Here is a 25,810-nt window from a genome sequence, read left to right on the forward strand (position 1 = left end):
GCATTGGATCGCCGCATCGACGCGGTGCTCACGCGTGCGGCGACGTTGGCGTCAGCGTTCGCATGGCAACTGGCCGGCTACGTGATCGGCGCGCTGGAAACGTATTGGGCATTGGCGCTGCTGGGTCATCCCGTATCGATCGGCGCGGCGCTGGCTATCGAGGCGCTGACCCAGGCGGTACGCCACGCCGCATTCATCGTGCCGGCCGGTCTCGGGGTGCAAGAGGCGGCGGTGCTCGTGCTGGCGCAGATGCTGGGGGTCGATGCGGCGACCGCGATGTCGCTGGCGGTGACCAAGCGCATGCGCGAGGTCGTATTCAGCGGCCTGGCGCTCGCATCATGGCAGCTTGCGGAGTCCTGGCGTGCACACCGGACCATCGGTGAGCCATTGCGCCGTCATTGGCGGGTGCAGCGACGGCTGCGACGGCGGGCGCGCCGTGCTGCCGCAGTTCCCGTGCCGTTGGAGCGTCGCTGACACAACACCGTGTTAGTGGCGCAATTCGCTGGGCTTGGCCGGTTCGACTTCGTGGTTGACCGCCTGCAGGCGCCAGCGATCGTCCACGGGCTCACCGCTGCGGGTGCTGACCCAGGCGGCAGCGCCATGCTCGATCGCGGCGCGCACGCCGCGCCCGAAGCGCAAGCCGTGCAGCGTGCACAGCGGGGCGTTTTCCTCGGGGCCGCCCAGCAGCATCGTGTCGTCCTCGTCGCGCAGCCGTCCCCATGACGGCAGATCGATGCCACTGTGCGATTCCCGTGACCAGACGCGTTCGTCAATATCGGGCCACAATACCGCGAGGTCGTCGCGAGCCTGCGGGTCGCTACCGTTAACTAGGATTGTCAAGCGCATCGTGTGCTCCTTCGCGGTTGCGCGCAGACACCGTCTGATCTCGACCGTGACCGGTGATCCGGCGTAACGGGGGCGGTGCGCACGGCCGCGCCACGGCGCATCATCCGGGGCGGGCTGCCGGCCCTAATTGAATGATCGTAGCCACACGCGCGAAAAGCAAGAAGATTAATCATTGGGCGCCCAGTGTCCTCCCATTTCCAGTGATCCTAGTCCCACCGGTAGTGGCCTTTGGACCAATGGTATCCCGGCGCGAGGCCGCCCGGCAGCACCTCGACGACGGGGGCCGGTTGCGGCGGGCGCGCGGGCTCCACCACGCACGCGGCAAGCGCGGCGGGTACGGCTACGGTGAGCACGAGCGCGCGCAGGCGTCGAATCGCCGGGATGGCATATTCCATGCGAGTTCTCCTGTGAATGAGTCGGGACGCCGGCGTAATGACGGCGCCTTTCCGTAGAACAACGGCTCAGGACGGCCATGCGCGGACATCACGGTTGTATGCAAACGCCTGAAGGTGTAACGAGCGATTGCGCCGATGCAGCATGCTGACGCGCGCAGCGCATGCGGGCCTGAGCAATGTTGGCCGAGCCTGCCTCATGTGTTGTCCGAATGTATCGGACGCGCTGCTCGATACTTTCATCCAGCGCCGCTATAGTGACGAGAGGTTGCGCGCGATGGTCCGTATGGGCGTGCATTGTCCTATCCACCCGTTCGAAGGAGGGCGTGATGGCCTACAAAGTTGCGGTAATAGTCGGAAGTATCCGCGTGGACTCGTGGAACAAGAAGCTCGCGCATGCGCTCACGCGGCTGGCGGGCGACCGGCTCGAGTGCCGGTTCGTCGATATTGCCACGTTGCCGTTGTTTAGTGAGGATCTGGAAGCGCAGATGCCGGAGCCGGTCAGCCGGCTAAAGCGTGACATCGAGGCGGCGCAGGCGTTGTGGTTCTTCACCCCCGAGTACAACCGCGGCCTGCCCGGCGTGTTGAAAAACGCGATCGACTGGGCCTCCCGTCCGTATGGCAAGAGTTCGTTCGCTGGCAAGCCGGCTGCGGTGGCAGGCGCTTCAATTGGCACGATCGGTACGGCGATCGCCCAGCAGCAGCTGCGCAACGTACTTGCGTACCTAGATGTGCCCACGCTCGGTCAGCCCGAGGTCTTCCTGCATGTCAAGGACGATACGTTCAATGCCGATGGCGACATTGCGAATGCCAGAACGAAGCAGTTCTTGCAAGGTTTCGCCGATCGCTACGTCGGATGGCTGGACAAGTTGCTGAAGTGAGTGCCGACTGCGCGCATCGGCCATGTCGGTGACCGAGGCGCGCCGTGCAGTTGCGCCTTGGTTTCCACGCCTTCCGCGACGAGGATGCCGCGCGGCATCGCCCAGCCAGGGCAGCGGCCAGGCAGCATGCTTTCCAATGCCGCGCTGTCAGCGATGATGTTCCCAACCTGCTGGTCGGTCGTGGCGGCTCGGCGAGCGCTCGCCGGGGGTACAACGTAGTTGCTGGTCGCATGATGGCCGACGTTCTGTAAGTCGAAGAATTGGCGCGGGCTATTTGAGATCCGAACGAACCTTACCAGGCGAGCGTGACGCAGATAGGCGGCCCGACATCTCGAAGGTGAGAGTATTCGGGACAGGGGCGTGAGATGCCGATGCGACGCAGCAGCGGGCGCCGCAAAGGTGAGGTTATTCGGGAGCCCTTGAGCGCCGATGCAGTAGATCAGGCCCACGCACGGGCCTGTCGCATGGCGCGCGATGAACCGCACCGAGCGGGTGCTTTGCTGCCGTGACACGACATCAACATCGAGTATGCCGTGCATACTGTGTTCTGCATGGATGATGCCGGTTATCGATCCATTGGTAGCGGAGCAACGTTAAACGCGGATGGCACGCTGGTCGAAAGGATGTTATGCGGATTCACCGCAAAGGTGGCCGTCGTGCATGATTATGCGATCACGTATATGGACCATCGTTCAGAGGTCTCTAACCTATCCCGCGAAGAAGTATAGATCATACGCTGTCGCCATACTGTGACGCAGTGCCGCAGGGGTGACGCGGTGCCGCAGAACTGTCCGCCGAATCTGAGGTATCGTTGTTTTTAAGGCGGTGCATCATTTTTTAATTAGAAATGCTAGTTAATAACCACGAGATTGTCGAGACTTCGCTGAAACGGATATTAGATCGCTATCCTGAATATTGTTTATGTACGCAAACCTAACCTGATTGAGCACTGAATGACGTTGTTGAGCCAGTACATGTTGCAGTTCAGTCAAGTCAGATGCTTTTGTTTGACAGTTTAATTAGTGAGGCCCCCATGCAAGTTAATACGATCAATCCAGGCTCGTCGCAGGTGGATTCCTTGTCGTTTCATAACGAGCTGAATACACGTAGTGAAGTCGCGGGACAGGGGCTGGCACGTGCCGGTTCAAAGCCAGATGGAATGTTGGCTGAGCTGCCCGCGCTCGCGTGCCGCACGTCGATGGCAAGACGCAGAAACGTGACGAGCCAGGCCGCCGTCTTTGCCCAGCATCCTGAAGCCAAGTATTACCCTCCCGCGGTGCGACAGATCAGTGGCCTATTGGAGAAACAGGACATCGGCATATCGGATCACGCGCATGACGGGGTCATTGCGAATATGAAAGGGTTGTGCTCCGGTACGCAAACCCATACGGGGGCGCATCTGGTCGAAAGCAGGGTATTCGGACGCGATGCTATTGAACATCTTAGGTCGGGTGAGATGTATCTTGCTGCGGTAAATTGCTTTGGCTCGCTAATTAATGGTGTGGCGTCGATGACAGTCGGACCGGCGCATGATTTCGACGATGCCAGACGGTCGTCGGATCCCCAAAGGGCCGCACGTGCGTATGCCAGTATCGGTTGGGACTTCGAGACACTGCCGTCGCCGACACCGCGCGATTGACATGGGCCATCGCGGGTGCCGTTTGTGGCCAATGTTCGGCTACGTTCCCGGGGCGCCGCACGCTGCCGGTTTCCTGCGCGCGTAATCAACTTGCAGACCTATCCACTTCGATTGAAGTCTCGCTGTTTTCTGGCGCATAGGTGTACTGTATGCGCAGCGATGTTTGCTGGTAAGCGCGTAGCGCGGTTCGTCAACGTCGAAACGGTTGCAATGCGCAAGCTGGCGATGCTGCACCGCGCAGCTAATATCAACGACCTGCGCGTCCCGTCAAAAACCGGCTGGAACTGCTGAAAGGCGACCGTACTGGGCAGTACAGTATTCGCATTTAAGGAGCAGGGCGGCGGGAATGCGTTGTGTCAACCGGCAAGGTCGGCTCGGAGCCGGCTGGCTGCTTCCCGCAAGCCGGCCGAAATACCAGGATCGAATGTCCAGTGCCCGGCGGCGTCGACCAAAGACAGCCGCGCACGCGGCCAAGCGGCCGCCAGCGCGTAGGCCTGGTCGGCCGGGCAGACCATGTCGAAACGGCCATGGACGATGTGACACGGCAAATGGGCGATACGGGAGACACGCGTGAGCAGCGGCGGTGAAGGTGGCAGTTCGTCAGCCATGTAGTGCCGCTCGAGCAGCGCCATGGCGATGGCCGCCCGTGCCTGCGTGTCCTCCGGGACGGGATCCTGGCCGGGCACCGTATCGTGCCGGATGACGGACAGCGTCGTTTCGTAACGATGCCACGCGCGCGCCAATTCAATGCCGGTTGCATCGAAGCGCGCCAGCGGTGCCTGCGTCAGTGCGAGTACGTCGCGCGCGCTGGCGGGCCGCTGGCCGCTGGCTTTTTCGATTGCATCGAGAAACGCCGCATGCAGGTCGGGGTACAGACGCCGCACGTCCCACAGGAACCAGTCTGTGTCCTGCTCGCGCGCCAGGTAGACGCCGCGCAACAGAAATCCGCTACAGCGTTGCGGATGCGTGCTGCCATAGGCGAGTGCGAGCGTCGTACCCCATGAGCCGCCGAACACGGCCCAGCGCTCGATACGCAAGTGTTCGCGCAGTTTTTCGATGTCGCTCACCAGATCCACGATGCCGTTGTGCTCTAGCTCGCCGAACGGCGTGGAGCGACCGCAGCCGCGCTGGTCGAAGAAGACGATCCGCCAGCGCGTCGCATCGAGATGGTCGGCCCAGCCCAAGCTCATCGCGCCGCCGGGACCGCCGTGCAGCACGACGATTGGCTGCGCCTGCGGATCGCCTAATTCGCGCCAGTAGATCGAATGGCCGTTGCCGACGTCAAGCATGCCTTCGGCATCGCTTGTTTTCTGCGCCGTCTTGCTTGGGTTGTCCATGTATGGTTCGCCAGGGTTTGCCAATGTATCTGAAAGCATAACCGGCTTGGCGAATTTTGTATTAGGCACTGCGTTGCCGGCGCGCCGCATGCGAAGTCGTTTCGGCACGTGAGTGCGATGTCGCGCTACCGTGCCACATCCTGCATAGGCCATGCAATGGAGAATGTCGGTGCACAAGAAACGAGCGATGCTGCTGGCCGCGATGGTCCTTGCGTACGCGCTTCGATGCGTGGCCGTGGAGCCGGGCACCGTGCAGCACGGAAACGACGATTGGCGCATGCGCATCAGCGACAGCGCGAGCGAGCGGGCACGTCTTGATCAGCAGCGGTACTGGCGCCGATATAACGATCGCCAACGATATTGGCGCCAATACAACGATCAGCAACGGTATTGGCGGCAATACAACGACCGGCAACGTTACTGGCGCCAATATAACGATCAGCAACGATACTGGCGTCAATATAACGATCAGCAACGACATTGACGGCAATACAACGATCAATATCGCTACTGGCGCGAATATAACGAGCGCAGCACGATCGGCACCCGCGCGGCCCGTGGTAGCCACGCGGCCTGACGGCATAGCGCGCGTCGCGGCGACGGTCGCCGCTATTTTTGCTTGCGACGCCGCGAAGCCGGGCTCTAGACTTCGTACAACTGATTCAGCGTGGGAGGTCGCATGTCATTGCAGCGCTCGTATGTCGATGATAGCAAGGCGCGGACAGTCGGGCGGGGCATCACACTCAGACGGTTCGATCCACGCGCGGATTCCTATGTGTCGTTGACTGCCATGCTGCATCGCGCATTCGCCCGCCTTGGGGCCATGGGGCTGAACTGCGCCTGCGTCGACCAGTCGGTCACCTCGACAATGCAGCGTGCGCAGGCCGGCGATTGCTTCGTCGCAGCATACGACCCTACGCCAATTGGCACCATGACGTTGTATGCACGCGATGTCGAGTCCGCATGCGATTACTATCGGCTGCGTGATGTTGCGACGCTGCGTCAGTTTGGCATCGATCCGGCATGGCAGGGACGCGGGCTCGGCGCGGTGCTGCTTGCGTTCTATCGTTCACAGGGATTTCGCCTCGTGGACGTGATGCGATTTGCTGACAAGTGCTATGACAGCGCCATCCTGAGTAAACCACCGGTTGCGGCACGGATGCTTGGTCAGTGGGATCGGCGACTGATGCCGGCGCGGCGCACGTTGGCCCGAGCCGCATAAGCGTGGCAGCGCCCATCCAGCGCATGGTTCGTCTTCGATCGCGTTGCTGGCGCATCACGTCCCATGGAATACAAGGGGCAGTGTTGAAGCGAGATAGAGGCCCAGTCCGAGCGTCGGATGGCCAGTGCCGATCGTCGCCGTTGCGACGACGCCGCCGGTCAGCGCCAGCGTGTCCAGCCATCGGCGCACACGCAGGCGGCGGTGAAGTGTTTGCTGCCTTTCGCGGCCTTTTTCGCCGCTATGGCGGATCGAATATTTCAAGACGGACAGATCAGACATGACGTTCTCCAAGCGGGAATCTGCATTGTCCACTCGCCAAAAAACGGTGTTTAAATGTTCGGCTGGCTGCCGTAAAAACGACATCCATAGCCGGATGTCGGCCAGTTGCAGCAGCGGGTCAGCGCCGGGGCACGGTCGGGTGTCGGGCGCGCGCGCCCTCTTGGCGTTTTTATATGCACGCGCCGGAGTTTTTCGACGCATAGGGGGCTGGCGTACTGCAATGGCAGCATGGACTCGATGGGCACTCGCATAACGTCAGCGCGAACACGGGCATCCGACGTGTCGATCAGAATGCGCACGTGGTATACGTGGACCGTGCGAGACGATATCGTGATGCTGGGCGCAGGCGGCCGCCTGTCTCATCGATGTCACATGTGACGGGGGTAGCGGTTGCGTGGCGCGTCGGTCGTGGTGCGGCGCAGGCGGATGCAAGTCTGGATGTCCTCGATAAGTTAATTTGGAGCGGCGTGCAAGCTGCGCCATCCGGGAATGTCAAAATGAAATTACGCAGGAGTCACGCCACTGAACGGCATGCCACGGATATTGCAGGGGGTGGACCGACTGGCGCGGCTGTATGGTGCAGTAGGGAATCCCGGCTATCGCGATCCGCCGCGTCGGTGTTGTTCCACGTCAGCGTCGCGTTGCGGGACCTCGTTGCGACGCGCCGTGCGTTGCATGCGGCGTTCGGGGCGGCATTGGGGCTCAACACAGTCTCGATCCACAACCGCAACGCACGGGCGGCGCTGCAATTGCAGCTCGCCCCGCACTGCGTGGGCGATGCGATGGTCGTCATCATGCGCAGCGTGCCGCAAGCGCAATTCGGCATGGTGTGTCCGAGCACGCGCGATCGCGCCCATTGAGGCGCGACGATCCCATCGCCCAGCACGGCGAGTGAGACGATCTGTCGTCTAGCGCGGTCCGTCATGCTAGTCGCTGATACGATCCTAGAAGACAAAAGTACTGTATGCGTGTACAGTATCGGGGAATACCCTAAAATGGTCGGATAAATTGTCTTCCTCGAACTCAATCCGTATCCGTGGCGCGCGCCAGCATAACCTGAAGAACCTCGACCTCGACTTGTATCCGGGCGAGATGACAGTGGTGACCGGACCGTCGGGCTCCGGCAAGTCGAGCCTCGTTTTCGACACACTATATGCGGAAGGGCAACGGCGCTATGTCGAGACTTTCAGCGCGTATGCGCGTCAGTTCCTAGACCGCATGGACCGGCCACAAGTGGACCGGGTCGATGGCGTGCCGCCGGCCATCGCGATCGACCAGACGAATCCGGTGCGCAGCTCACGTTCGACCGTCGGCACGATGACCGAGTTGAACGACCATCTGAAGTTGCTCTATGCGCGTGCTGCGGAACTGTTTGACCGGCAGACCGCGCAGCGGGTGCGCCACGATACGCCCGAGACGATCTACGCGGAGCTTGTTGAACGCACGCGCGAACGCAATCCGCGGGTGATCGTAACGTTCTCGGTCGAACTGCCGGATACCGCAACGGAGGCGGAAGTCGAGCAATGGCTGTCAGCAAGCGGTTATACGCGCGTGCATGCGCAGCGCGTGGTTGCCACCGCGTCCGGTTCCCGTAAGCTGCTGGACGTCGTGGCGGACCGTTTCCGCGTGCACGACGCTGACAAGGCGCGAGTCGTGGAGGCGATCGAGACGGCGCTCAAGCGCGGCGGCGGCCGCGTTGACGTGCAGGTGCCTGAGCACAGTGACGTGCCCGCGCAGACCTGGCGCTTCTCAACCGGCCTGCATTGTCCGGATAGTGATTTGCGCTACGCGGAGCCGCAGTCGGCATTGTTCTCGTTCAATTCGGCCTATGGCGCGTGCGACAAGTGTCGTGGTTTTGGCCGCGTGATCGGCGTCGACCTTGGGCTGGTAATCCCGGACGAGCGCAAGTCGCTGCGCGATGGCGCGATCAAGCCGATGCAGACCCCCGCGTGGAAGGAGTGCCAGGACGACCTGATACGTTACGCGGCGCGCGCGGGCATCCCGCGTGACACGCCGTGGGCGCAGTTGTCCGCGCAGCACCGCGATTGGGTGATCAACGGCTCGCCGGATTGGGACGGCGATTGGCAGCAGCAGTGGTATGGCGTACGGCGTTTCTTCGATTATCTGGAATCGAAGTCGTACAAGATGCATATCCGCGTGCTGCTGTCGAAGTATCGCAGCTATACACCCTGCGACACGTGCGGCGGCGCACGGCTCAAGACCGACGCGCTGCTGTGGCGGCTCGGCACGCAAGCCAACGCGGACGTGGTGTTACCGCGCGAGCAGCGGTTCATGCCGCGCGGCGTTGACTGGACGCGTGCGCAGCTCGAAGCGTTGCCCGGCTTGACGATCCATGACCTGATGCTGATGCCGATCGAGCGCATCCGCCGTTTTTTCGACGAGCTAACGCTGCCGAGTCTGTTGCTCGACGATGCACTGAAGCTGTTGTTGGCCGAAGTGCGGACCCGCTTGCGCTACTTGTGCGACGTCGGTCTGGGCTACCTGACGCTGGACAGGCAGAGTCGCACGCTGTCCGGCGGCGAGGTGCAGCGGATCAACCTGACGACCGCGCTGGGCACGTCGCTGGTCAATACGTTGTTCGTGTTGGACGAGCCTAGCATCGGCTTGCACCCGCGCGACCTCGGCCGGATCGTGGAGGCGATGCAGCGATTGCGCGACGCCGGCAACACACTGGTGGTTGTCGAGCATGATCCGCTCGTGATGCTTGCGGCCGACCGCCTGATCGACATGGGCCCTGGTCCGGGCGAGCGCGGCGGTACGATCGTCTACGACGGCACGCCGGCTGACGTACGCGACGCGTCAACGCTGACCGGCGCGTATCTGGGCGGCCGCAAGCGTGTCGCCGATGCGTCCGAGTGGCTGTGTCGACCCGTCGATGCACAGACGCGAAGACTGGTGCTCGAAGGGGCGACCGAGCACAACTTGCGCGACGTCACCGTCGAGATTCCGCTGCAGAGGCTGGTGTGTGTGACAGGCGTGTCCGGCTCCGGCAAATCAACGCTGCTGCAGGACGTGCTGCACCCGGCCCTGGCGCGCCACTTTGGCAAGCCGACTGACGCGCCGGGCGCCTATCGTGCGCTGCGCGGCGCCGACGCACTGGGCGACGTCGTGTTCGTGGACCAGTCACCGATCGGCAAGACGGCGCGGTCGAACCCGGCCAGCTATGTGGGCGCGTTTGACGAAATCCGCAAGCTGTTCGCCAAGGCGCCGCTCGCGCTGCAGCGCGGCTACACGGCCGGCACATTCAGTTTCAATGCTGGGGACGGGCGCTGTCCGACATGTGGCGGCTCGGGGTTCGAGCATGTCGAGATGCAGTTCCTCAGCGATGTGTACCTGCGCTGCCCGGATTGCGACGGCAAGCGTTATCGCACGGAAGTCTTGGACGTGAAGATCGAGCGCACGGCGCCGGGCAGCGCGTCGCGCCGCCTGTCGATCACCGACGTACTGGAGTTGACGGTCAGCGAGGCGGCGGCGCTGTTCGCCAACGATACGGAAGTGCTGCGTGTGTTGCAGCCGATCATCGACGTCGGGCTCGAATATGTGAAACTCGGGCAGCCTGTGCCGACGCTGTCCGGCGGCGAAGCGCAGCGGCTCAAGCTTGCCGGTTTTCTCGCCGAGACCGCGCCGAGCCGGGGTGCGGGCACCGTGCCGGCACGGTTGTTCATGTTCGACGAGCCGACCACCGGCTTGCACTTCGACGACATCGCGAAGCTAATGCGCGCGTTCGGTAAGCTGCTCGAGCGTGGTCATTCGCTGATTGTGATCGAGCACAATCTCGATGTGATCCGTGCGGCGGATTGGCTGATCGATCTCGGTCCCGATGGCGGCGATGCGGGTGGTAAGCTCGTGTGCAGTGGCACGCCGGAAGAGGTGAAGCGCTGCGCGCAGTCGCCCACGGGTCAGGCGCTGCTGCAATACGATCGGGCATTGCAGGCAGGCGGCGCCGGTGCGGCGTTGTCCGGTCCGCATGGCGTGAACGAGTCGTCGGTGCCGTATCTGACCGGCGAGGCCGCTGCCGCCGGCGTCGCGCTGCAAACGGCATTGGCAGCGGCGCGGGTGCGACGCGCGAGCACTGAACAGGCGGTGCGGATCGTTAACGCGCGCGAGCACAATCTGAAGTCACTCGATGTTGATATCCCCCACGGTAAGTTCAACGTGGTCACCGGGGTGTCGGGCTCAGGCAAGTCGACGCTCGCGTTCGACATTTTGTTCCATGAGGGGCAGCGCCGCTATCTCGAGTCGCTGAACGCGTATGCCCGCTCGATCGTGCAGCCCGCGGGCCGGCCGGAAGTCGACGCGGTGTATGGTATTCCACCGACCGTCGCAATCGAGCAACGGTTGTCGCGCGGCGGCCGCAAGAGCACGGTCGCGACGACATCCGAAGTGTGGCACTTCCTGCGTCTGCTGTATGTGAAGCTGGGCGTGCAGCATTGCGTGCATGACGGCACGCCGGTCACGTCGCAGAGCATCGAGTCGATCGCTGCACAGTTGCTGCGTGACTACAAGGGACAGCATATCGGCTTGCTCGCCCCACTCGTCGTGAACCGCAAGGGCGTCTATACAGACCTGGCCAAGTGGGCGAAGGCACGGGGTAATACCCACCTGCGTGTTGATGGTGCGTTTGTCAGTGTCGATCCGTGGCCGAAGCTGGACCGCTTCCGCGAGCATACGATCGAATTGCCGGTCGCCGATCTGGTCGTGTCGGCGGATCACGAAGGTGAGTTGCGGCGCCTGCTCGCGGACACGCTTGAGGTGGGCAAGGGTGTGATGCACGTGCTCGCGCCGCTGGATGGCCTACTCAACGGCATGACACGCGGCGGCTCGGGCGTTGATATTGGTGCGATCAAGGTGTTCTCAACCAAGCGCGCATGCCCGGTGTGTGGCACCAGCTACCCCGAGCTGGATCCGCGTATGTTCTCGTATAACAGCAAGCATGGCTGGTGCACAACATGCGTGGGTACCGGTTTAAACCTGACTCGCGAGCAACGCGCCGCGTTCGATGACACGGTCGTTGGCGGTGATGATCGTGGTCGTGAGCAAACGCTGCCTTCGGAGGAGCAAGAGCCCGAAGGCGTCGGCGACAAACCTTGCCCGGATTGTGGCGGCACGCGGCTGAACGACGTGTCGCGGGCGATCACGTTTGCCGGTCAGCCCATCGTTGCCGTCGCGCAGTGGACAGTATCGGATACACGGCACTGGATCAGTCAATTGCGGATGGGTGGGCGCGATGCGGAGATTGCGCGCGATGTCGTCAGCGAGATACAAAGTCGGCTCGAATTTCTCGAAGAGGTCGGGTTGGGCTACCTGAGCCTGGATCGCGCGGCGCCAAGCCTGTCCGGTGGCGAAGCTCAACGCATCCGCCTTGCCGCGCAGCTCGGCAGCAACCTACAAGGGGTGTGCTATGTGCTGGACGAACCGACGATCGGACTGCATCCGCGTGACAACCGGATCTTGCTGGACGCGCTGCGCAAGCTCGGCGAGAAGGGCAACACGCTGGTCGTCGTCGAGCACGACGAGGACACGATCCGGCGCGCAGACTACATCATCGACATCGGGCCCGGTGCCGGCAAGCGCGGCGGCACGCTTGTCGCGTCCGGCCATGTCGCCGACATCGCGGCAGACCCGCGGTCGTTGACGGGCCGCTATCTCGCGCAGCCGATCGTGCACCCGTTGCAGCCGAGACGCGCTGTCGATGCGGCCGGCCACACGGCGCCGTCGCGTTGGCTGACCGTGCAACGTGCGTCGCTGCACAACCTGCGCGATGTGACGGTCGAGATCCCGCTGGCGCGGCTGGTCGCGATCACGGGCGTATCGGGTTCCGGCAAGTCGACGCTCGCGCGCGATGTCCTAATGGCGAACCTACTCGATGCGGTCGGGCGCTCGGTGCTGTCATCGCCGGCGGAGCGTCGTGCGCGCAAAGCGGCGCAGGGTGACGCCGGTAACGCGTCGGCACGCGCTCGACGTACGAGCGTGCTGGCGCGCGCCGACGCCCGCCCGCGTGTCAGCGTCCGTCATCTGTGGCGCGGTTGTGAGTCGATTACTGGCTGGAATGGCATCAATCGGGTGCTGGAAGTGGACCAGACGCCGATCGGCAAGACGCCGCGCTCCTGTCCGGCTACGTACATTGGCGTCTGGGATGCGATCCGCAAGCTGTTTGCGCAGACGCTGGAGGCGCGGGCGCGCGGCTACCAGGCATCGCGCTTTTCGTACAACACTGGCGACGGCCGTTGTCCAGCGTGCGAAGGACAGGGCGTGCGCACGATCGGCATGAGCTTCCTGCCGGACGTCAAGGTGCCGTGTGACGTTTGTCACGGGCAACGGTTCAATCCGGAGACGCTGGCTGTCACGTGGCACGGCCGCAGCATCGGTGACGTGCTGACCATGGAGATTGACGAGGCAGTCGAGTTTTTTGGCGCGATCTCATCGATTGCACATCCGTTGCAGTTGATGAAGGACGTGGGTCTGGGCTACTTGACGCTGGGGCAGCCGTCGCCGACGTTGTCCGGGGGCGAGGCGCAACGCATCAAACTCGTCACCGAGTTGAGCAAGGTCCGTGATGACGTCGCGCGACGCGGCCAGCGCGTCCCGCATACGCTATACGTGCTTGATGAGCCGACGGTTGGCCTGCACATGGCCGATGTCGCGAAGCTGATCCACGTGCTGCACCGGCTCGTCGATGCCGGGCACAGCGTCGTCGTGATCGAGCACGACCTTGATGTGATCGCCGAGGCGGACTGGATCATCGACTTGGGCCCGGAAGGCGGCGCCGGCGGCGGGACGGTGGTGGCCGCCGCGGCGCCCGAGGCGCTTGCAAAGGTCCGGCACAGCCATACCGGCGCGGCGCTCGCACCGGTGCTTGCACGCCAGCGGGCGCCACAGCACGACGTCTCGTGCGGCGATCGCCGCACGGGTTGACCGGATGGGCGGCCCATCCGCTGATGGCTGACGCGCTTTGCATGCCGCGCGAATGGCCCTAGGCGGTCCGGGACAGACAGGACACACTTTGAAGGAGACGTGAGATGAGTGAACCGTTGCAGGGTCAGGTCGCTGTGGTCACAGGAGGGGCGCGCGGAATTGGACGCGGCATTGCATTGGAGCTTGCGCGAGCTGGCGCCGACGTGATGGTGGCCGATTTGCTCGATGTACCAATGGCGGAGACGATAGCCGCTTTGCGGGCGCTGGGGCGTCGTGCGACGTCAAGGAAGGTGGATGTCACGCAGTCCGCCATGGTTGACGCCATGATCGCGCAAGCAATCGACGAACTTGGCGGACTCGACATCGTCGTGAATTGCGCCGGCGTGCTCAATATCCATCCCGTCTCCGATTTGAGTGAAAAGGACTGGGACTTCGTGATGGATGTCAACGCAAAGGGTACATTCCTTGGTTGTAAGGCGGCACTACCTTACATGAAGTCGAAGCAGCGTGGACGTATCATCAACGTTGCATCGATTGCGGGCAAGGAAGGTTTTCCGAATCTTGCCCACTACAGTGCTTCAAAATTCGCGGTCGTTGGTTTTACGAATGCGCTGGCGAAAGAGGTGGTCCGCGAGGGTATTACAGTTAACGCGATATGCCCAGGTATCGTGCGGACCGACATGTGGGATCGGCTCTCCGACGAATGGAAAAACGACGGAGAGTCGATGGAGGAATCATGGTCGCGTCATCAAACGACGTTGATTCCGCAAGGCCGTGCACAGACACCGGAGGACATGGGCAGGCTCGCCGTATTCTTTGCGACCATGGAGAACGTCACAGGCCAATCGGTTAATGTGGACGGCGGTTTCACTTTCCACTGACAATCCCTTCCCTATCATGCGCGAGGGTTGAGGGCTCAGGCAGCGCTTCGGCGTGACCCGGTGTGATCCGGTGTGCGTCGTAGGTGTGTCCTGGCGGCATCATTGATTGTCGCCCAGTAGATGGCTACCTGAACCCGATAATCCAAGCCTTCCCGAGGGGCCGGGCGCTGGCGGCTGCTGGATTGTCGTGCTCGTCAGCGCAATCGTCATCGAACATCAACGATCATTAACCTTCTCTGTAAGCCGTAAGTGCGGTTAATGCGCCGCGCTCCCTACCGTTCGATGTAGCATCGGCGAAAGCCGTAGGATCGTTCAGCACACCGGCGCCGGTGATCTCGTGACGTGCGCCCGTTCGGCTAGCCGGCGACGGTGCCGCGCAGAACCCGCTATCATCCGCGCGTCGGTCTTATCAATAGGAAGGGCAGCGTGGACAGACTCACCAGCATCCGAGTGTTCCGTGAAGTCGCCGAAGCGGGCAGCTTTGTGAAGGCGGCTGAGCGCTTGAATATCTCGACTGCGATGACAAGCAAGCATATCGCCAGCCTCGAGCGTGAACTTCATGTCCGGTTGCTAAACCGAACCACGCGTCAGATGAGTCTGACCGAGGCAGGCAGCGTGTATTACGAACAATGCTGTGAGGCACTGGACATTCTGCAGGCCGCCGAAGCGGCGCTCGGCGTACAGAGCAGCCAGCCGCAGGGTGTGCTGAAAGTCTCGGCGCCGGGCTGGTTCGCGACGCGGCGATTCGCGGACCTGGTCGCGGCCTACCAGCACAGGTTTCCCCATGTGTTGATCGACCTGCGACTGGAGAATCGCTTTGTCGACCTAACGCAGGAAGGCTATGACATGGCATTGCGCGCCACCTCCGAGCCGTCGCCGTCGCTGATCGTGCGGCCATTGTGCGAAGTGCCGTTCCTGCTAGTGGGCGCACACGATTATCTGGCCCGGCATCGCATGCCGCGCGAGCCGCTCGACATCGAGGCGCATCGGATTGTGCTGCCCAATTATACGAACTTGGACAGGGTTGAGTTGTCAGGGCCGCGTGGGCGGTTCACCATCAAGAACCGCGCGGTGCTCAAGACCAACGACACGTCGATGGCACTGCAATGTGTCAAGGCGGGGCTAGGCTTGGCGTACCTGCCGGAGTGGATTGTCGCGAATGAGGTGCATGACGGCGCATTGCTCAGGCTGCTGCCAGACTATGCGCTGTTCTCGCCGCGCGTGTACGCGGTCTACACGAGCCGCAAGTACATGACGCTGAAGGTGCGCACCTTCATCGATTTTTTGTCCGAGGCACTAGGCTTGGACGAGGCCGTGCCTCGATGACCGCGCGTACCGCGTGCCGCGTCCCAGAGCTGTACCCGTAGACGACCACGGCGAAACAGATCCGCCCAAACATCACGACGAGCAAAAAAGCGATTTGCTCGAACTCCTTGAACGCTGACTCATTGCCGTATTCTGTGTATCGAGCCAATATGATATCGTGAATAAGCGTTATGATTTAAGCGTCAGGTCGGAGTCCCGACGTCGCGCCAACGTCTTTCCAAGAGGGGACGATAGGCGGGATGGATAATCGGATCCTTGAGCAGGAGAACGGAATGCGGGAAGAATCGAGCCCTGGTGGGCAGTCGTCGTCGCCAGGCGCGCGTGGCGAGCGGCCGGATGTTGATCATCTGGATGCCGCGCTCAATCACGTGGATACACAGCTTTCGTCGGGCCATATCGCAGCCGGCGCAGCCAAGGGTATCCTGTACAGCCTGATCGAGACCCTGGGCGCGCTGGTCGGTGATCCGGATCTGCCGGATCATGCGCGTTCGGGCTACGAAGGGCTGCTGGAAACGGCGCGGGCGCTGCGCGCGCGGCTTGGCAAGTAGCGCTGGCCGGTGCTTGTCTGCACGCGCACGCTGTCGTGGGTGGACGCAAGCGACTCGCCGCGATCACCAGCCCGCGCGCCGTCTTATTGTCAAAGCAATTGCTGCGAAGCTTGCCTGATGACGTTGCATCAAAGATTTAGCCCACCGGCTATGTCAGTCACCACGACGATCCACAACAAGGGCTTGAGCCAGGTGTTCATGCTCATGAAGAGACAAATCTTGTCACGTCTATCTAATCGGTTAATGATTTAAAAATTACCAGAAAATGGTAGACGATAAACAGTGCTCCAAGCCAGATAGGATAAAATACGTAGAAATACACAAAAGAGGTGCCAAGTACATTACAACGATCGTACCTGTCACGAATGCTAAACAGAGATAGTTTGTAAATGGATAGCCGACACTCTGAAATTCCGATTCGTCGCGTGCATAAATAGCATCAAATAAGGACTCTTACGCATTTCGACGTAACGTGCTATATTAATGCTCAGAAAGGTTTTTGTGGTGAATCCTGTGCCAAAGCCGATATCGCACACGGATTTGTCAGAGCAATCACCTGACGCGGCAACGAATATCGGCTTGAGAGCATGCTGGAAAAGGTATGATGAAAAACTTGTCAAGGCGGCTCAAATTATTTGCCTTTGACTCGCTCCAAAATCTTTTTGAGGCTGTTGTGCCAAAACTCCGGAAATTGCTCGTTCGTAACCGGCTTCATGACGCAGCAACGCACTACCGTAGTCTCGCATGTCGAATTGTTATCATCTGGCATGATCTGCTGCAATGCCATCCGGTTGCAAGAAAACCACGGCATATTTTCCGTTCTAGCATGTCGCTGTTGCGGGGTTCCGATTATCCGCTCGCTAAGCAAGGTAATGCGCTGTTCCACCGATTCTACTCGCTCTATAGGACGCACACAGAAATTTATGATGCTCAAGTCAGGGCGATAGATACTCTGAAACCGGTGTGCATAGCCGTCAATTGAAAGAGGCGGCAAGGCATTCAATGCATGATGAAGACGGGAAGCTGTACATAAATTTCCACTTAGCAACGCGCCATAACCATCCCAATTTAGGCCGAGCAGACGATGCGCAGTCCATACTGCCGCCGCTGCCGCTCCTGGACGTGTACCCTCGAGCGTATAGGGGCCGAAATCCATATGTCCACACTGTGCTTGCCCAAAATACTTGATCTGACTGGCTATTACCCACGAAAAGCGACGCTCCCTCATCGCTAGACATCCGGCGGGATAAGGGACATACCCGCACTTATGCGGGTCTACGGTGACGGCGTCAACGCAATTCAGTGCGCGCAGCGCCTCCGCTACTTCGGGTTTAAGCTTTGCTGATTGATCCGATATGGTGGAAGCGAAGGATGTGTCGTCGCCTTTAGTTGGCGACAGGAGCAAGCTTCGGTAGTACCCCCCAGAAGCGGCATCGACATGGAGAAAGAATGAAGCTCCAAAGCGCTGTTCGCATTCTTGACGCAACGCCACGATTCGATGAATCTCGTCAACGCTGCCTTCACCAGTGCTTCCTACCGTGGCGACGACGGCAACAATGGGATGCGCGGCCTGCAGATGGGCAAACAGGCGGCGGCGCAAATGCTCGACGTCAATTCGCATTGACGCATCTACCTCGATAGGTTCAAGCGTTAGCCCTAGCAGGTCTGCACATTTGTCCCACGCGTAGTGGCGGCCATGCGCAACAAGGATTCGGCCACCTGCTAGAGAAGGATGAAGGTGTAACGTGCGGGCGTGCGCCAGCAAGACATCTAGTTGACCTTGCTCAGCCGCCTGGGTAAGCAGCTGTGCGATACAGGCCGGCGGAAGATTGCAAAGCCGATCGAGATCGTTATCTTCCAACAATCTGGCCAACTCCGGCATTTCAGCGATAGCTAATGGAATGCATTTCAAGTTACGTGCAATCCACATCCCCTCATAGTTCGCAGCATGGCCACCCGATGTAAGATGTGCCCAGCCGTGCTCTGGGTCAAAGCCAAAGAGGTTGCAAAAGTCATCGCTTAGTTCGTACTCCAATGATGTAGTCACCGGCGAGGCTTCCGGCGTAACATTATTGGGGTTGTAGAGCATTGCGGCAAAATAGGCCAGTTCTGCAGGCAGCAACACATCTGTGTTTATGTGCGCCAGATATCCAGATGCAGGCCATGGCATGGAGTCCGCTTGCAATCGTTGCGACAATTCACGCAGCAAGATGACGGAGCGGTGCACAAGCGAGTCATCTGCGGGTGATGCCGCCGTGCTGGACGGCTGCCAGCGTGCGTGCCAATGGTAATAGTCATCCAGCAGAGCACCAAGTGTTTCGCGGATGACCCTCTGGTTGTCCGGATGCGGCCACAGGTGTCGCCATTTAGTGATGAGATCAGGCTCGTCAAGCTGATGGAAAATGCCAGGTGTTGTCGGATTATTCATAGTTAAGCCATGGTTGTCACAACAAACCTGCGCCGGAACGGAAATAGGGTACGTCCGTTCTGGTGAGCCGGATAGTGGTATCGCAGGCGCTTATGCGCTATACCTTAAGCATCAACTGGTACCACGGTTCATCGAAGCAATCGGGCAGCTGCAATGCCAACTGCCCCCTGATCGCACGTACGACAGCAAGATTGGCAGCAAATGCTGCTGGCCCAGCAAGTGCAACAAAGAATTTACGAAAAGCAGATCAAATCTGCGGGTTGTTAACGACGCAAGCCTCGCATAACATGGATGAAGAAGAATCAATACCCCATAGCGTGGCCGTTGGCCAACGCTGGGCCACCAGGCGAGTAACGTGCCCGACACGGTCAACGCCGGGCTCAAAAAATGCCTTGAATATTTGCTCGAGTGCATTCGCGGCCCTCGGAGTGAGCACAATGTTTGACGTGTGTAGAAGCGGTGGAGAAGCATCGCAGTTTTGGTCAATTGCCTCGACCAATCCGAGGTAAGCCTCCGGAAGACCACTAAAACAATCTTTGCAAAAACTAGGATAGCGCTTGTATTGGGTGCCATACGGATTCTCGTTGTTTCGTAGATACAGCGTATGGGAAATTTCAGCTTTGACTATATAAGGGATATCAGGTCTAAGCGGTTAATGATTTGGCATGCAAGCGGAGAGATTGCCATCGTCATTATCTCCGCGTAGGAGGGCACGCTGCGATCAAGGCCGGGGGCAGGAACACGCGCTGACTAGGATGGTGTAAAGCACCGTAAAGGCTCGAAAGTGTTATCCGACGGTTGATACGCTGGGTCAGCGGGTGATTTTGCAAGAAAAATAGGATGCATGTTGAGTCCAAATGCGGTTTCAGACAGTTGACCAAGGCTGATTAGCTGAGTGCAGTTTCGTCTAGACTGCACCTTGGCTCGTAACAGCAAACGCTGGAATAAACGCTTGTCGCACTCCAACCTATCGCCTTAGCCTATCTAATACTAATCAAGATCTTGTATATAATTTCATAACATGATTTAGCTTATGCGCAAACACCATGCCTAACTGCGCGATCGGAGGTTGAGTTAATAAATTGAGAATCACTATAGGCCATTTCTTGAAAAATGCAAGCTTCTTGCTATTATTCAAACCGTCAAAAATTTAAGTTTAACGATGAAGTTGTCCCATGTTCATCTCCAAAAATAACTGTAATGAAACAATGAACCCTCTGTTGCGTCGGGATGCGCTAAATTCGTAATAATGAGGCCAGGAAAACTATTTAAAAATATGTGGATCGAATAGGAATATCATCAAGAAAGGGATTTTTACGTACTACGAGGGCTCTCCGTTGAATGCAAACACAATCTAGGTCCTCTAGTGATATATTGTGCAATGCCGTAACGGTGCGCGGGAGCGGCGAAAGGCTGCGGTAATACAACCGGTCATATTGGGCTGTTTGGGTTCCTTGCGGTAGTCTTTAAACGTAGTTTTCGTGTCGGCCATGCGCGGATCGCATTGAGATCATCATCGGTGGCAAGCTGCCGGCGTCCGAGTGAGCGGTTGGTGCCGTCACGACCGTCAAGCGCGGCGAGCAGTGTTGGCACATCAAGCGGAGTTGGCAGAAGCAGGGCGTGGATCATGGGCACAGCGCAGGCAATGGAAGCCCACGAGTGCCGCTGTGGCCGATCTTAGCAGCGAGATTCGTTCGTCGAGTTAGCCGCGCGCGGCGCTGTTAGCCTTCGGCGTGGTGGCACTCGCGTATAACGTGCTGAGCGTGATTGCCGCTGCGGTTAGAATCTGCCATGAACTGAAATATGCGGGGACCGAATGTGTCCAAGAAGAAAGGCTATGTTGCCGGATGCGTGGCACAACGGCATGTCTTAACCGCGCGTGTCATCAAGGCGGCACGTGGTGTTTAATCACCTTGAAAGGGGCGGATTTTAAGACAGATTTAAGCGACCGCTCTTATTCTGACAGGCATCGTAGCAGTCATTCCGACGAGGAGCGCAATCGATGAAAACCAAAATCTTGTCGCGTAGCGCCGTTGCCGTCGCGGTGGTGGTCGCGTTATCGGCCGGGTACGTCGCTGGGCACAAGGACATGGAGCCTGTGCAATCGGCCCATGCAGTTCCGCTGATGCCGGCCGAGGCTGCCGCGAAGACCGGCGTACCCGATTTCTCCGGGCTGGTTGAAACGTACGGCCCGGCGGTCGTCAACATCAGCGCGAAGCATATCGTGCGGCAGGCCGCGCAGCGCGGCCTACCGTTGCCAATCGACCCGAGTGATCCGTTCTTCCAGTTCTTCCGCCGCTTCTACGGGTTCGGCGGCAACCTCGGCCCGCGGCAGGAGGTGCCGAGCAGCAGCCTGGGTTCGGGCTTCATCATCAGCAAGGACGGATATATCCTGACGAACGCGCACGTGATCGACGGTGCGAACGTGGTGACCGTGCGACTGACCGACAAGCGCGAGTTCCGCGCGAAGGTGGTGGGCAGCGATAAGCAGTCCGATGTGGCGGTGCTCAAGATCGACGCGGGCAACCTGCCGGTGGTGAAGATCGGCGATCCAAAGCAAAGCAAGGTCGGTCAGTGGGTTGTCGCGATCGGCTCGCCGTATGGTTTTGACAACACCGTGACGTCGGGCATCATCAGCGCGAAGTCGCGTGCGCTGCCGGACGAAAACTATACGCAGTTTATCCAAACCGATGTGCCAGTGAATCCAGGCAATTCAGGCGGGCCGTTGTTCAATCTGCAGGGTGATGTGATCGGGATCAACTCGATGATTTACTCTCAGACCGGTGGTTTCCAGGGTCTGTCATTCGCGATCCCGATTGATGAGGCGATCCGTGTGAAAGACCAGCTAGTGAAGACTGGTCACGTCCGTCGTGGGCGGTTGGGTGTGTCGGTGCAGGGAGTGAACCAGGCGCTGGCAAACTCGTTTGGCCTAAAGCAGCCGCAGGGTGCGCTGGTCAGTTCGGTCGAGCCTGGTGGACCGGCCGCGAAGGCCGGGCTGAAGGCAGGCGACGTGATCTTGCAGGTCAATGGCGCGCCGGTGCTAAGCTCATCGGAACTGCCCGCGCAGATCGCCGCGATGCAACCGGGCACGACTGCAAAACTGCAGGTGTGGCGGGACAGGAGCACGAAGGACGTGAATGTGACACTGGGCGCATTCGCAAACGACGAGGGCGGGTCCAATGATGCGCAAGGCGCGACGCAAGGTCGACTCGGTGTTGCGGTGCGCATATTGACGCCGCAGGAGCAACGCGCAGTGCAGGCTCACGGCCTGCTGGTGCAGGATGTGGCGGGCCCGGCAGCAGCAGCCGGCGTGCAGCCTGGCGACGTCATCCTGGCGGTGAACGGCCAGCCGGTGACTACGCCCGCTCAACTCGCGTCAAGCATCTCGCGTGCCGGTAGCAGTGTTGCATTGCTGGTGCAGCGCGACAACGCACAAATCTTTATACCGGTTGACCTCGGCTGAACCCACCCTACACCATGGTTGCAGGGCCGGCCGTGGTGCGAATTGGAAATGCAACCGCCTGGGCCGTGCTCGTCGCCGTCGATGCGCCGCGCACGGCGGAGCCCGGGACAGCAACGTGAGCACGCGCAATCTCTCGGTACCGCTATTGAGCCGGCGCTTTGGCACGCGATTTGCAAGATTGCTGGAAGGGCCGTCTTACACGTCAGCCGAGGCGCAAATGCAAATATAGAGCCAAGTGGCCTGTTCTAGACGACTGGTCTACTAAGCGCTACGATTACGTTTATGAGTACAAGTACCGCTGCCGACGTGCGGCAACATATCCTTGACACGGCCACGCCCATTATGCTTCGCAAGGGCTTTTCCGGCGTGGGCCTGAACGAGATCCTGGCGGCTGCTGGCGTGCCAAAGGGCTCGTTTTACCACTATTTTGGTTCAAAAGAGGCATTTGGCGAGGCGCTACTGGATGCTTATTTCATTCACTATACCGATCGCGTTGACAATCTGTTTGAACGCACGTCGGGAACGGCTGCCGAGCGGCTGATGCGCTACTGGGCCGATTGGCAGGCGATGCAAGCGAGCGGTGACCCGTATGGCAAATGTCTTGCGGTCAAGCTTGGCGCCGAAGTCTGCGACCTGTCCGAGGCGATGCGTGACGCACTCAGGCGAGGTACCGACCAGATCGTGCAGCGGCTCGCAGCTTGCATTGCGGCGGGCATTGATGACGGCTCGTTAAAGGTGGAGCTTGATCCGCAGCCAACTGCTGCGACATTGTACGAGTTGTGGCTCGGCGCGACACTGCTGGAAAAGATTCGGCGCGATGGCACTGCGTTGGACGTGGCGATGACAATGACACGGCGCATGCTGCAGTTGTCTGCAGAATGACAGCGCCGGGCGCGGCAACGCGTAGTGTTGGACATTACTTTTTTTTGAGTGAGTTTGTAGACGACCAGTCTAATTGAGCTGGTTTCTTATCGTGTACCGTACCTGGTGCGGCACTTCTGACGTAATCAAGGAGTTTTCATGTCCGCGTTATTCGAACCGTTTGAGCTGAAAGACGTCACCTTGCGCAACCGCATTGTAGTACCGCCGATGTGCCAGTATATGGCCAACGAAGGGGTCGTGAACGACTGGCACCATGTGCATCTGGCAAGTATCGCGCGGGGTGGCGCGAGCTTGGTGATTGCGGAAGCGACCGCGGTGTCGCCCGAAGGGCGTATTACGCCAGGTTGCGCGGGTCTGTGGTCCGATGCGCAGGCCGCGGCATTCGAGCCGTCGGTGGCGGCGATCAAGGCAGCCGGCGCGATCCCGGGTATCCAACTCGCGCATGCTGGCCGCAAGGCAAGCGCGAACCGCCCATGGGAGGGCGATGATCACATCGCAAACGACGATCCACGTGGCTGGCAGACGATTGCGCCATCGGCTGTCCCATTCGGAGCACGTCTGCCGAGGGTGCCGCGTGCGATGACGCTAGACGAGATCGAGCGTGTGAAATCCGCCTATGTTGCAGCCGCGAAACGTGCGCTCGACGCGGGTTTTGAGTGGCTCGAGTTGCACTTTGCGCACGGGTATTTGGCGCAGAGCTTTTTCTCGGTGCATTCCAACCAGCGTGATGATGCGTATGGAGGCAGTGCCGAAAACCGTGGCCGTTTCCTGGTTGAGACGTTGGCAGCGGTGCGTGCTGTATGGCCGGAGCGATTGCCACTTACCGCGCGCTTTGGCGTAATCGAGTACGACGGCCGCGATGAGCAAACCCTTGCCGAGTCGATTGAACTTGCGAAGCGCTTCAAGCAAGAAGGGCTCGATTTGTTGAGCGTGACAATCGGTTTTTCGACGCCGCAAGCGCGCATTCCATGGGGGCCTGCGTTTCTAGCACCGATTGCGGAGCGGGTGCGCCGCGAAGCGCGATTGCCAGTGGCGTCGGCTTGGGGCATCGATACGCCAGAGCTTGCTCAACGGGTGGTTGCCAATGAGCAACTCGATCTCGTGATGGTCGGTCGCGCGCACCTGGCTGATCCGCATTGGCCATATTACGCCGCTCGTCAACTGGGTGTTGAGCGGCCAGCGTGGACGCTGCCCGCACCATATGCACACTGGCTTGAACGCTACAAGGCGTCGGAGAAGGCCGCGTGAAACCTGCATGCTTGTGCCGCGATAGCGTGCTACGGTGATTGAGCGTAGCGAGGACTTATTTAGCGCCAATTCGGGTACGCCGTAGCCGCCGCACGCGGCTTCATGACCGACGATAGTCTCTTGCGCCTAAAGACGAACTGCTACAATGGGTAGACTCCTTTTAAATAACAAGCAACATGGGTTTTGAGCAACTTGCCGCGCTGAAGCAGCAACTCGCTGCACAGGCTAAACAGCAACGTGCTGAGCAGGCGAAGCAGCGTACGGAACGAGGCGGGCCGCAGCATGCCGAACAAGGCAAGCAGCAGAGCAAGCAACAATCTGCGGCTTATCATGCAAAGCTGGCACGAACCGGGCAGGGCGGCCAGCAGCGGCCCGTTGCACAGAGCAACAAACCGGTCGATCCGGTAGTGGAAGCGATCTGGCGCTTGCAGAAGCATTTTCCAAAGTCTTTTCCTAAAAAACCCGAACCAAAGCTGCCGCTCAAACTCGGTATTCATATCGATGCGATGCAGCATGCGAAAAAGCTTGGACTGACCGAAGCGCAGATCAAGGATGCGATCGCGACGTGGTGTCAGGGTAATCGTTACTGGAATTGCCTTGTCGAACATGCTGCGCGTGTCGATTTGCAAGGCAATCCTGTTGGTGAGGTTTCGGCGCCGCAGGCAGCGCGCGCGCGCTGGCTGGCGTCGCGGCGCTCGCATCCGCATGGCGGCGTCAAACGACAACGTGCTGAGGCGAAGACCGACGCGGCATGCTTGTCAAACGAAGCGCGGATAGCAAAGACGTCGGCGCAGCCGGCGCAGCAGCCGTCCGCACACGCATCGGTGGACGCGCAGCAGATGGAATGCCGGGACGCTCATTCGCCCGAAGCGTATGGAACGACCCAGGACCAGAAGACAAATTTGGAGTGAGGCCGGGTAGATTCCAGCTGCTGCGCCAGTGCAGCAGCGATGCGTATAATGACGTGCACGAGCGGTTGGCGTTGACTACACCACGGAGCCTTGTTGTTTAGTTGCCGTGCCCGAACACACCTGCATCGTGATACGCAACGGCGTAGTTAGCATGTTTACCTTGTAAAGGTAAACATGCAAGGTATGCATAAGCTTGCTGTCAGTATATAGGCATCCATATTATTATATGGATGCCTATATGATTTGTATGGGTAAATTACTTTGTTAAGGGTGGCAACAGTAGATAGTGCGTTAGCCATGAACCCGTTTCGTAGTAACACGTACTCGTAAAGGCGTTGCTTAGCAAAATATGCTCTAGTTTGTCCACCGGAGAACGCAGCTGCAACGCTGTTTGCTTTTTAATGAATCCCTTCAACGTTTTTTCTCACGCTCATTCTTCCAACGCTGCGAATTTTCAACAACCGGACGGTGTAACGCAAACAGGCGCCGACGCCACATCGCGTCAAGGACAGCCACGCGTTCATTCGTCACCTCGGGCTCTTCAGGGGGCGATCATGACCTGGTCGTCGGACCCGACAATAAGGACCCTGG

At 59.8% G+C, this 25,810-nt stretch carries 21 protein-coding genes and 1 pseudogene; 15 read left to right on the forward strand and 7 right to left on the reverse strand.

The features are described from left to right. Positions 1 to 474 (forward strand): lysylphosphatidylglycerol synthase transmembrane domain-containing protein (locus B0O95_RS12855; RefSeq protein ID WP_199180514.1); only part of this gene is annotated, 474 nt, incomplete at its 5' end. 12 nt (positions 475 to 486) lie between these two features. On the opposite strand, the gene B0O95_RS12860 is transcribed toward B0O95_RS12855, so the two are convergent. Further along, positions 487 to 846, reverse strand: a complete 360-nt coding sequence (locus tag B0O95_RS12860; RefSeq protein ID WP_104078236.1) for a DUF3564 family protein — start codon at positions 844 to 846, stop codon at positions 487 to 489. A 206-nt stretch (positions 847 to 1,052) separates the two neighbouring features. Continuing rightward, positions 1,053 to 1,241: a hypothetical protein gene (locus tag B0O95_RS12865; protein WP_104078237.1), complete on the reverse strand. Its 189-nt coding sequence runs from the start codon at positions 1,239 to 1,241 to the stop codon at positions 1,053 to 1,055. Between the two features lie 326 nt (positions 1,242 to 1,567). On the opposite strand from B0O95_RS12865, the gene B0O95_RS12870 reads away from it, so the two are divergent. Beyond that, entirely contained in the window at positions 1,568 to 2,119 is a 552-nt protein-coding gene (locus tag B0O95_RS12870) for an NADPH-dependent FMN reductase (RefSeq protein WP_199180515.1), read from the forward strand. On the opposite strand, the gene B0O95_RS15635 is transcribed toward B0O95_RS12870, so the two are convergent. Continuing rightward, positions 2,086 to 2,658 (reverse strand): hypothetical protein, encoded by a 573-nt coding sequence (locus tag B0O95_RS15635; protein WP_146064074.1) that lies wholly within the window; start codon positions 2,656 to 2,658, stop codon positions 2,086 to 2,088. The genes B0O95_RS12870 and B0O95_RS15635 overlap by 34 nt on opposite strands. A 458-nt stretch (positions 2,659 to 3,116) precedes the next feature. Here B0O95_RS15635 and B0O95_RS12875 point away from each other — a divergent pair, with 458 nt between their 5' ends. Together B0O95_RS12875 and B0O95_RS16665 are read left to right on the forward strand one after the other, a co-directional pair. Then, positions 3,117 to 3,758: a hypothetical protein gene (locus B0O95_RS12875; RefSeq protein WP_233203352.1), complete on the forward strand. Its 642-nt coding sequence runs from the start codon at positions 3,117 to 3,119 to the stop codon at positions 3,756 to 3,758. A 159-nt stretch (positions 3,759 to 3,917) separates the two neighbouring features. Further along, positions 3,918 to 4,084 (forward strand): annotated as a pseudogene (locus tag B0O95_RS16665) (type II toxin-antitoxin system RelE/ParE family toxin); the annotation flags it as partial. A gap of 30 nt (positions 4,085 to 4,114) precedes the next feature. Here B0O95_RS16665 and pip read toward each other — a convergent pair. After that, a complete protein-coding gene (gene pip, locus B0O95_RS12885) occupies positions 4,115 to 5,095 on the reverse strand; it encodes a prolyl aminopeptidase (protein WP_104078276.1) in 981 nt (326 codons plus the stop codon). A 169-nt stretch (positions 5,096 to 5,264) separates the two neighbouring features. Here pip and B0O95_RS15640 point away from each other — a divergent pair, with 169 nt between their 5' ends. Both B0O95_RS15640 and B0O95_RS12895 read left to right on the forward strand, forming a co-directional pair. Next, positions 5,265 to 5,579 (forward strand): hypothetical protein, encoded by a 315-nt coding sequence (locus B0O95_RS15640; RefSeq protein WP_146064075.1) that lies wholly within the window; start codon positions 5,265 to 5,267, stop codon positions 5,577 to 5,579. A gap of 195 nt (positions 5,580 to 5,774) precedes the next feature. Beyond that, the gene (locus B0O95_RS12895; protein ID WP_104078240.1) at positions 5,775 to 6,317 is read left to right on the forward strand and encodes a GNAT family N-acetyltransferase; all 543 of its coding nucleotides are present in this window, start codon (positions 5,775 to 5,777) and stop codon (positions 6,315 to 6,317) included. Between the two features lie 54 nt (positions 6,318 to 6,371). Here the strand turns inward: B0O95_RS12895 and B0O95_RS15645 are convergent, their stop codons facing one another. Then, positions 6,372 to 6,596 (reverse strand): hypothetical protein, encoded by a 225-nt coding sequence (locus tag B0O95_RS15645; protein ID WP_146064076.1) that lies wholly within the window; start codon positions 6,594 to 6,596, stop codon positions 6,372 to 6,374. A gap of 620 nt (positions 6,597 to 7,216) precedes the next feature. Here B0O95_RS15645 and B0O95_RS12905 point away from each other — a divergent pair. The 5 genes from B0O95_RS12905 (at position 7,217) to B0O95_RS12925 (ending at position 16,287) form a co-directional block, all read left to right on the forward strand. Next, positions 7,217 to 7,456, forward strand: coding sequence for a sugar ABC transporter permease (locus tag B0O95_RS12905; RefSeq protein ID WP_233203354.1), 240 nt, complete (start codon positions 7,217 to 7,219; stop codon positions 7,454 to 7,456). 148 nt (positions 7,457 to 7,604) lie between these two features. Further along, entirely contained in the window at positions 7,605 to 13,532 is a 5,928-nt protein-coding gene (gene uvrA / locus B0O95_RS12910) for an excinuclease ABC subunit UvrA (protein WP_104078243.1), read from the forward strand. 104 nt (positions 13,533 to 13,636) lie between these two features. Further along, complete coding sequence (locus B0O95_RS12915; RefSeq protein ID WP_104078244.1) at positions 13,637 to 14,413, forward strand: SDR family NAD(P)-dependent oxidoreductase; 777 nt, start codon at positions 13,637 to 13,639, stop codon at positions 14,411 to 14,413. A gap of 426 nt (positions 14,414 to 14,839) precedes the next feature. Continuing rightward, on the forward strand, positions 14,840 to 15,739 hold the full coding sequence (locus B0O95_RS12920; protein ID WP_104078245.1) for a LysR family transcriptional regulator: 900 nt from the start codon (positions 14,840 to 14,842) through the stop codon (positions 15,737 to 15,739). A gap of 272 nt (positions 15,740 to 16,011) precedes the next feature. Continuing rightward, positions 16,012 to 16,287, forward strand: a complete 276-nt coding sequence (locus tag B0O95_RS12925) for a hypothetical protein (RefSeq protein ID WP_104078277.1) — start codon at positions 16,012 to 16,014, stop codon at positions 16,285 to 16,287. A 631-nt stretch (positions 16,288 to 16,918) separates the two neighbouring features. On the opposite strand, the gene B0O95_RS12930 is transcribed toward B0O95_RS12925, so the two are convergent. Continuing rightward, on the reverse strand, positions 16,919 to 18,715 hold the full coding sequence (locus B0O95_RS12930) for a pyridoxal phosphate-dependent decarboxylase family protein (protein ID WP_104078246.1): 1,797 nt from the start codon (positions 18,713 to 18,715) through the stop codon (positions 16,919 to 16,921). A gap of 2,002 nt (positions 18,716 to 20,717) precedes the next feature. On the opposite strand from B0O95_RS12930, the gene B0O95_RS12935 reads away from it, so the two are divergent. From B0O95_RS12935 to B0O95_RS12945, 3 genes are all read left to right on the forward strand, one after another. Next, positions 20,718 to 22,178, forward strand: coding sequence for a DegQ family serine endoprotease (locus B0O95_RS12935; RefSeq protein WP_104078247.1), 1,461 nt, complete (start codon positions 20,718 to 20,720; stop codon positions 22,176 to 22,178). A 282-nt stretch (positions 22,179 to 22,460) separates the two neighbouring features. Beyond that, positions 22,461 to 23,060 (forward strand): TetR/AcrR family transcriptional regulator, encoded by a 600-nt coding sequence (locus tag B0O95_RS12940; RefSeq protein ID WP_104078248.1) that lies wholly within the window; start codon positions 22,461 to 22,463, stop codon positions 23,058 to 23,060. 138 nt (positions 23,061 to 23,198) lie between these two features. Further along, a complete protein-coding gene (locus B0O95_RS12945; RefSeq protein WP_104078249.1) occupies positions 23,199 to 24,308 on the forward strand; it encodes an NADH:flavin oxidoreductase/NADH oxidase in 1,110 nt (369 codons plus the stop codon). Between the two features lie 140 nt (positions 24,309 to 24,448). On the opposite strand, the gene B0O95_RS16675 is transcribed toward B0O95_RS12945, so the two are convergent. After that, complete coding sequence (locus B0O95_RS16675) at positions 24,449 to 24,823, reverse strand: hypothetical protein (protein WP_233203363.1); 375 nt, start codon at positions 24,821 to 24,823, stop codon at positions 24,449 to 24,451. Here B0O95_RS16675 and B0O95_RS12950 point away from each other — a divergent pair. Continuing rightward, positions 24,716 to 25,219 (forward strand): ProQ/FinO family protein, encoded by a 504-nt coding sequence (locus tag B0O95_RS12950; protein ID WP_233203360.1) that lies wholly within the window; start codon positions 24,716 to 24,718, stop codon positions 25,217 to 25,219. The two genes, B0O95_RS16675 and B0O95_RS12950, sit on opposite strands and share 108 nt — an antisense overlap. Positions 25,220 to 25,810: the final 591 nt, after the last annotated feature.

The sequence above is a fragment of the Mycetohabitans endofungorum genome (assembly GCF_002927045.1).
GTDB lineage: Bacteria > Pseudomonadota > Gammaproteobacteria > Burkholderiales > Burkholderiaceae > Mycetohabitans > Mycetohabitans endofungorum.

Bases quoted from the DNA above. Each gene is read 5' to 3' on its own strand.
- B0O95_RS12860 (WP_104078236.1), bottom strand. From the start codon at position 846: ATGCGCTTGACAATCCTAGTTAACGGTAGCGACCCGCAGGCTCGCGAC.
- B0O95_RS12865 (WP_104078237.1), bottom strand. From the start codon at position 1,241: ATGGAATATGCCATCCCGGCGATTCGACGCCTGCGCGCGCTCGTGCTC.
- B0O95_RS12870 (WP_199180515.1), top strand. From the start codon at position 1,568: ATGGCCTACAAAGTTGCGGTAATAGTCGGAAGTATCCGCGTGGACTCG.
- B0O95_RS15635 (WP_146064074.1), bottom strand. From the start codon at position 2,658: ATGCACGGCATACTCGATGTTGATGTCGTGTCACGGCAGCAAAGCACC.
- B0O95_RS12875 (WP_233203352.1), top strand. From the start codon at position 3,117: ATGCTTTTGTTTGACAGTTTAATTAGTGAGGCCCCCATGCAAGTTAAT.
- pip (WP_104078276.1), bottom strand. From the start codon at position 5,095: ATGGACAACCCAAGCAAGACGGCGCAGAAAACAAGCGATGCCGAAGGC.
- B0O95_RS12895 (WP_104078240.1), top strand. From the start codon at position 5,775: ATGTCATTGCAGCGCTCGTATGTCGATGATAGCAAGGCGCGGACAGTC.
- B0O95_RS15645 (WP_146064076.1), bottom strand. From the start codon at position 6,596: ATGTCTGATCTGTCCGTCTTGAAATATTCGATCCGCCATAGCGGCGAA.
- B0O95_RS12915 (WP_104078244.1), top strand. From the start codon at position 13,637: ATGAGTGAACCGTTGCAGGGTCAGGTCGCTGTGGTCACAGGAGGGGCG.
- B0O95_RS12925 (WP_104078277.1), top strand. From the start codon at position 16,012: ATGCGGGAAGAATCGAGCCCTGGTGGGCAGTCGTCGTCGCCAGGCGCG.
- B0O95_RS12930 (WP_104078246.1), bottom strand. From the start codon at position 18,715: ATGAATAATCCGACAACACCTGGCATTTTCCATCAGCTTGACGAGCCT.
- B0O95_RS12935 (WP_104078247.1), top strand. From the start codon at position 20,718: ATGAAAACCAAAATCTTGTCGCGTAGCGCCGTTGCCGTCGCGGTGGTG.
- B0O95_RS12940 (WP_104078248.1), top strand. From the start codon at position 22,461: ATGAGTACAAGTACCGCTGCCGACGTGCGGCAACATATCCTTGACACG.
- B0O95_RS12945 (WP_104078249.1), top strand. From the start codon at position 23,199: ATGTCCGCGTTATTCGAACCGTTTGAGCTGAAAGACGTCACCTTGCGC.
- B0O95_RS16675 (WP_233203363.1), bottom strand. From the start codon at position 24,823: ATGCTGCATCGCATCGATATGAATACCGAGTTTGAGCGGCAGCTTTGG.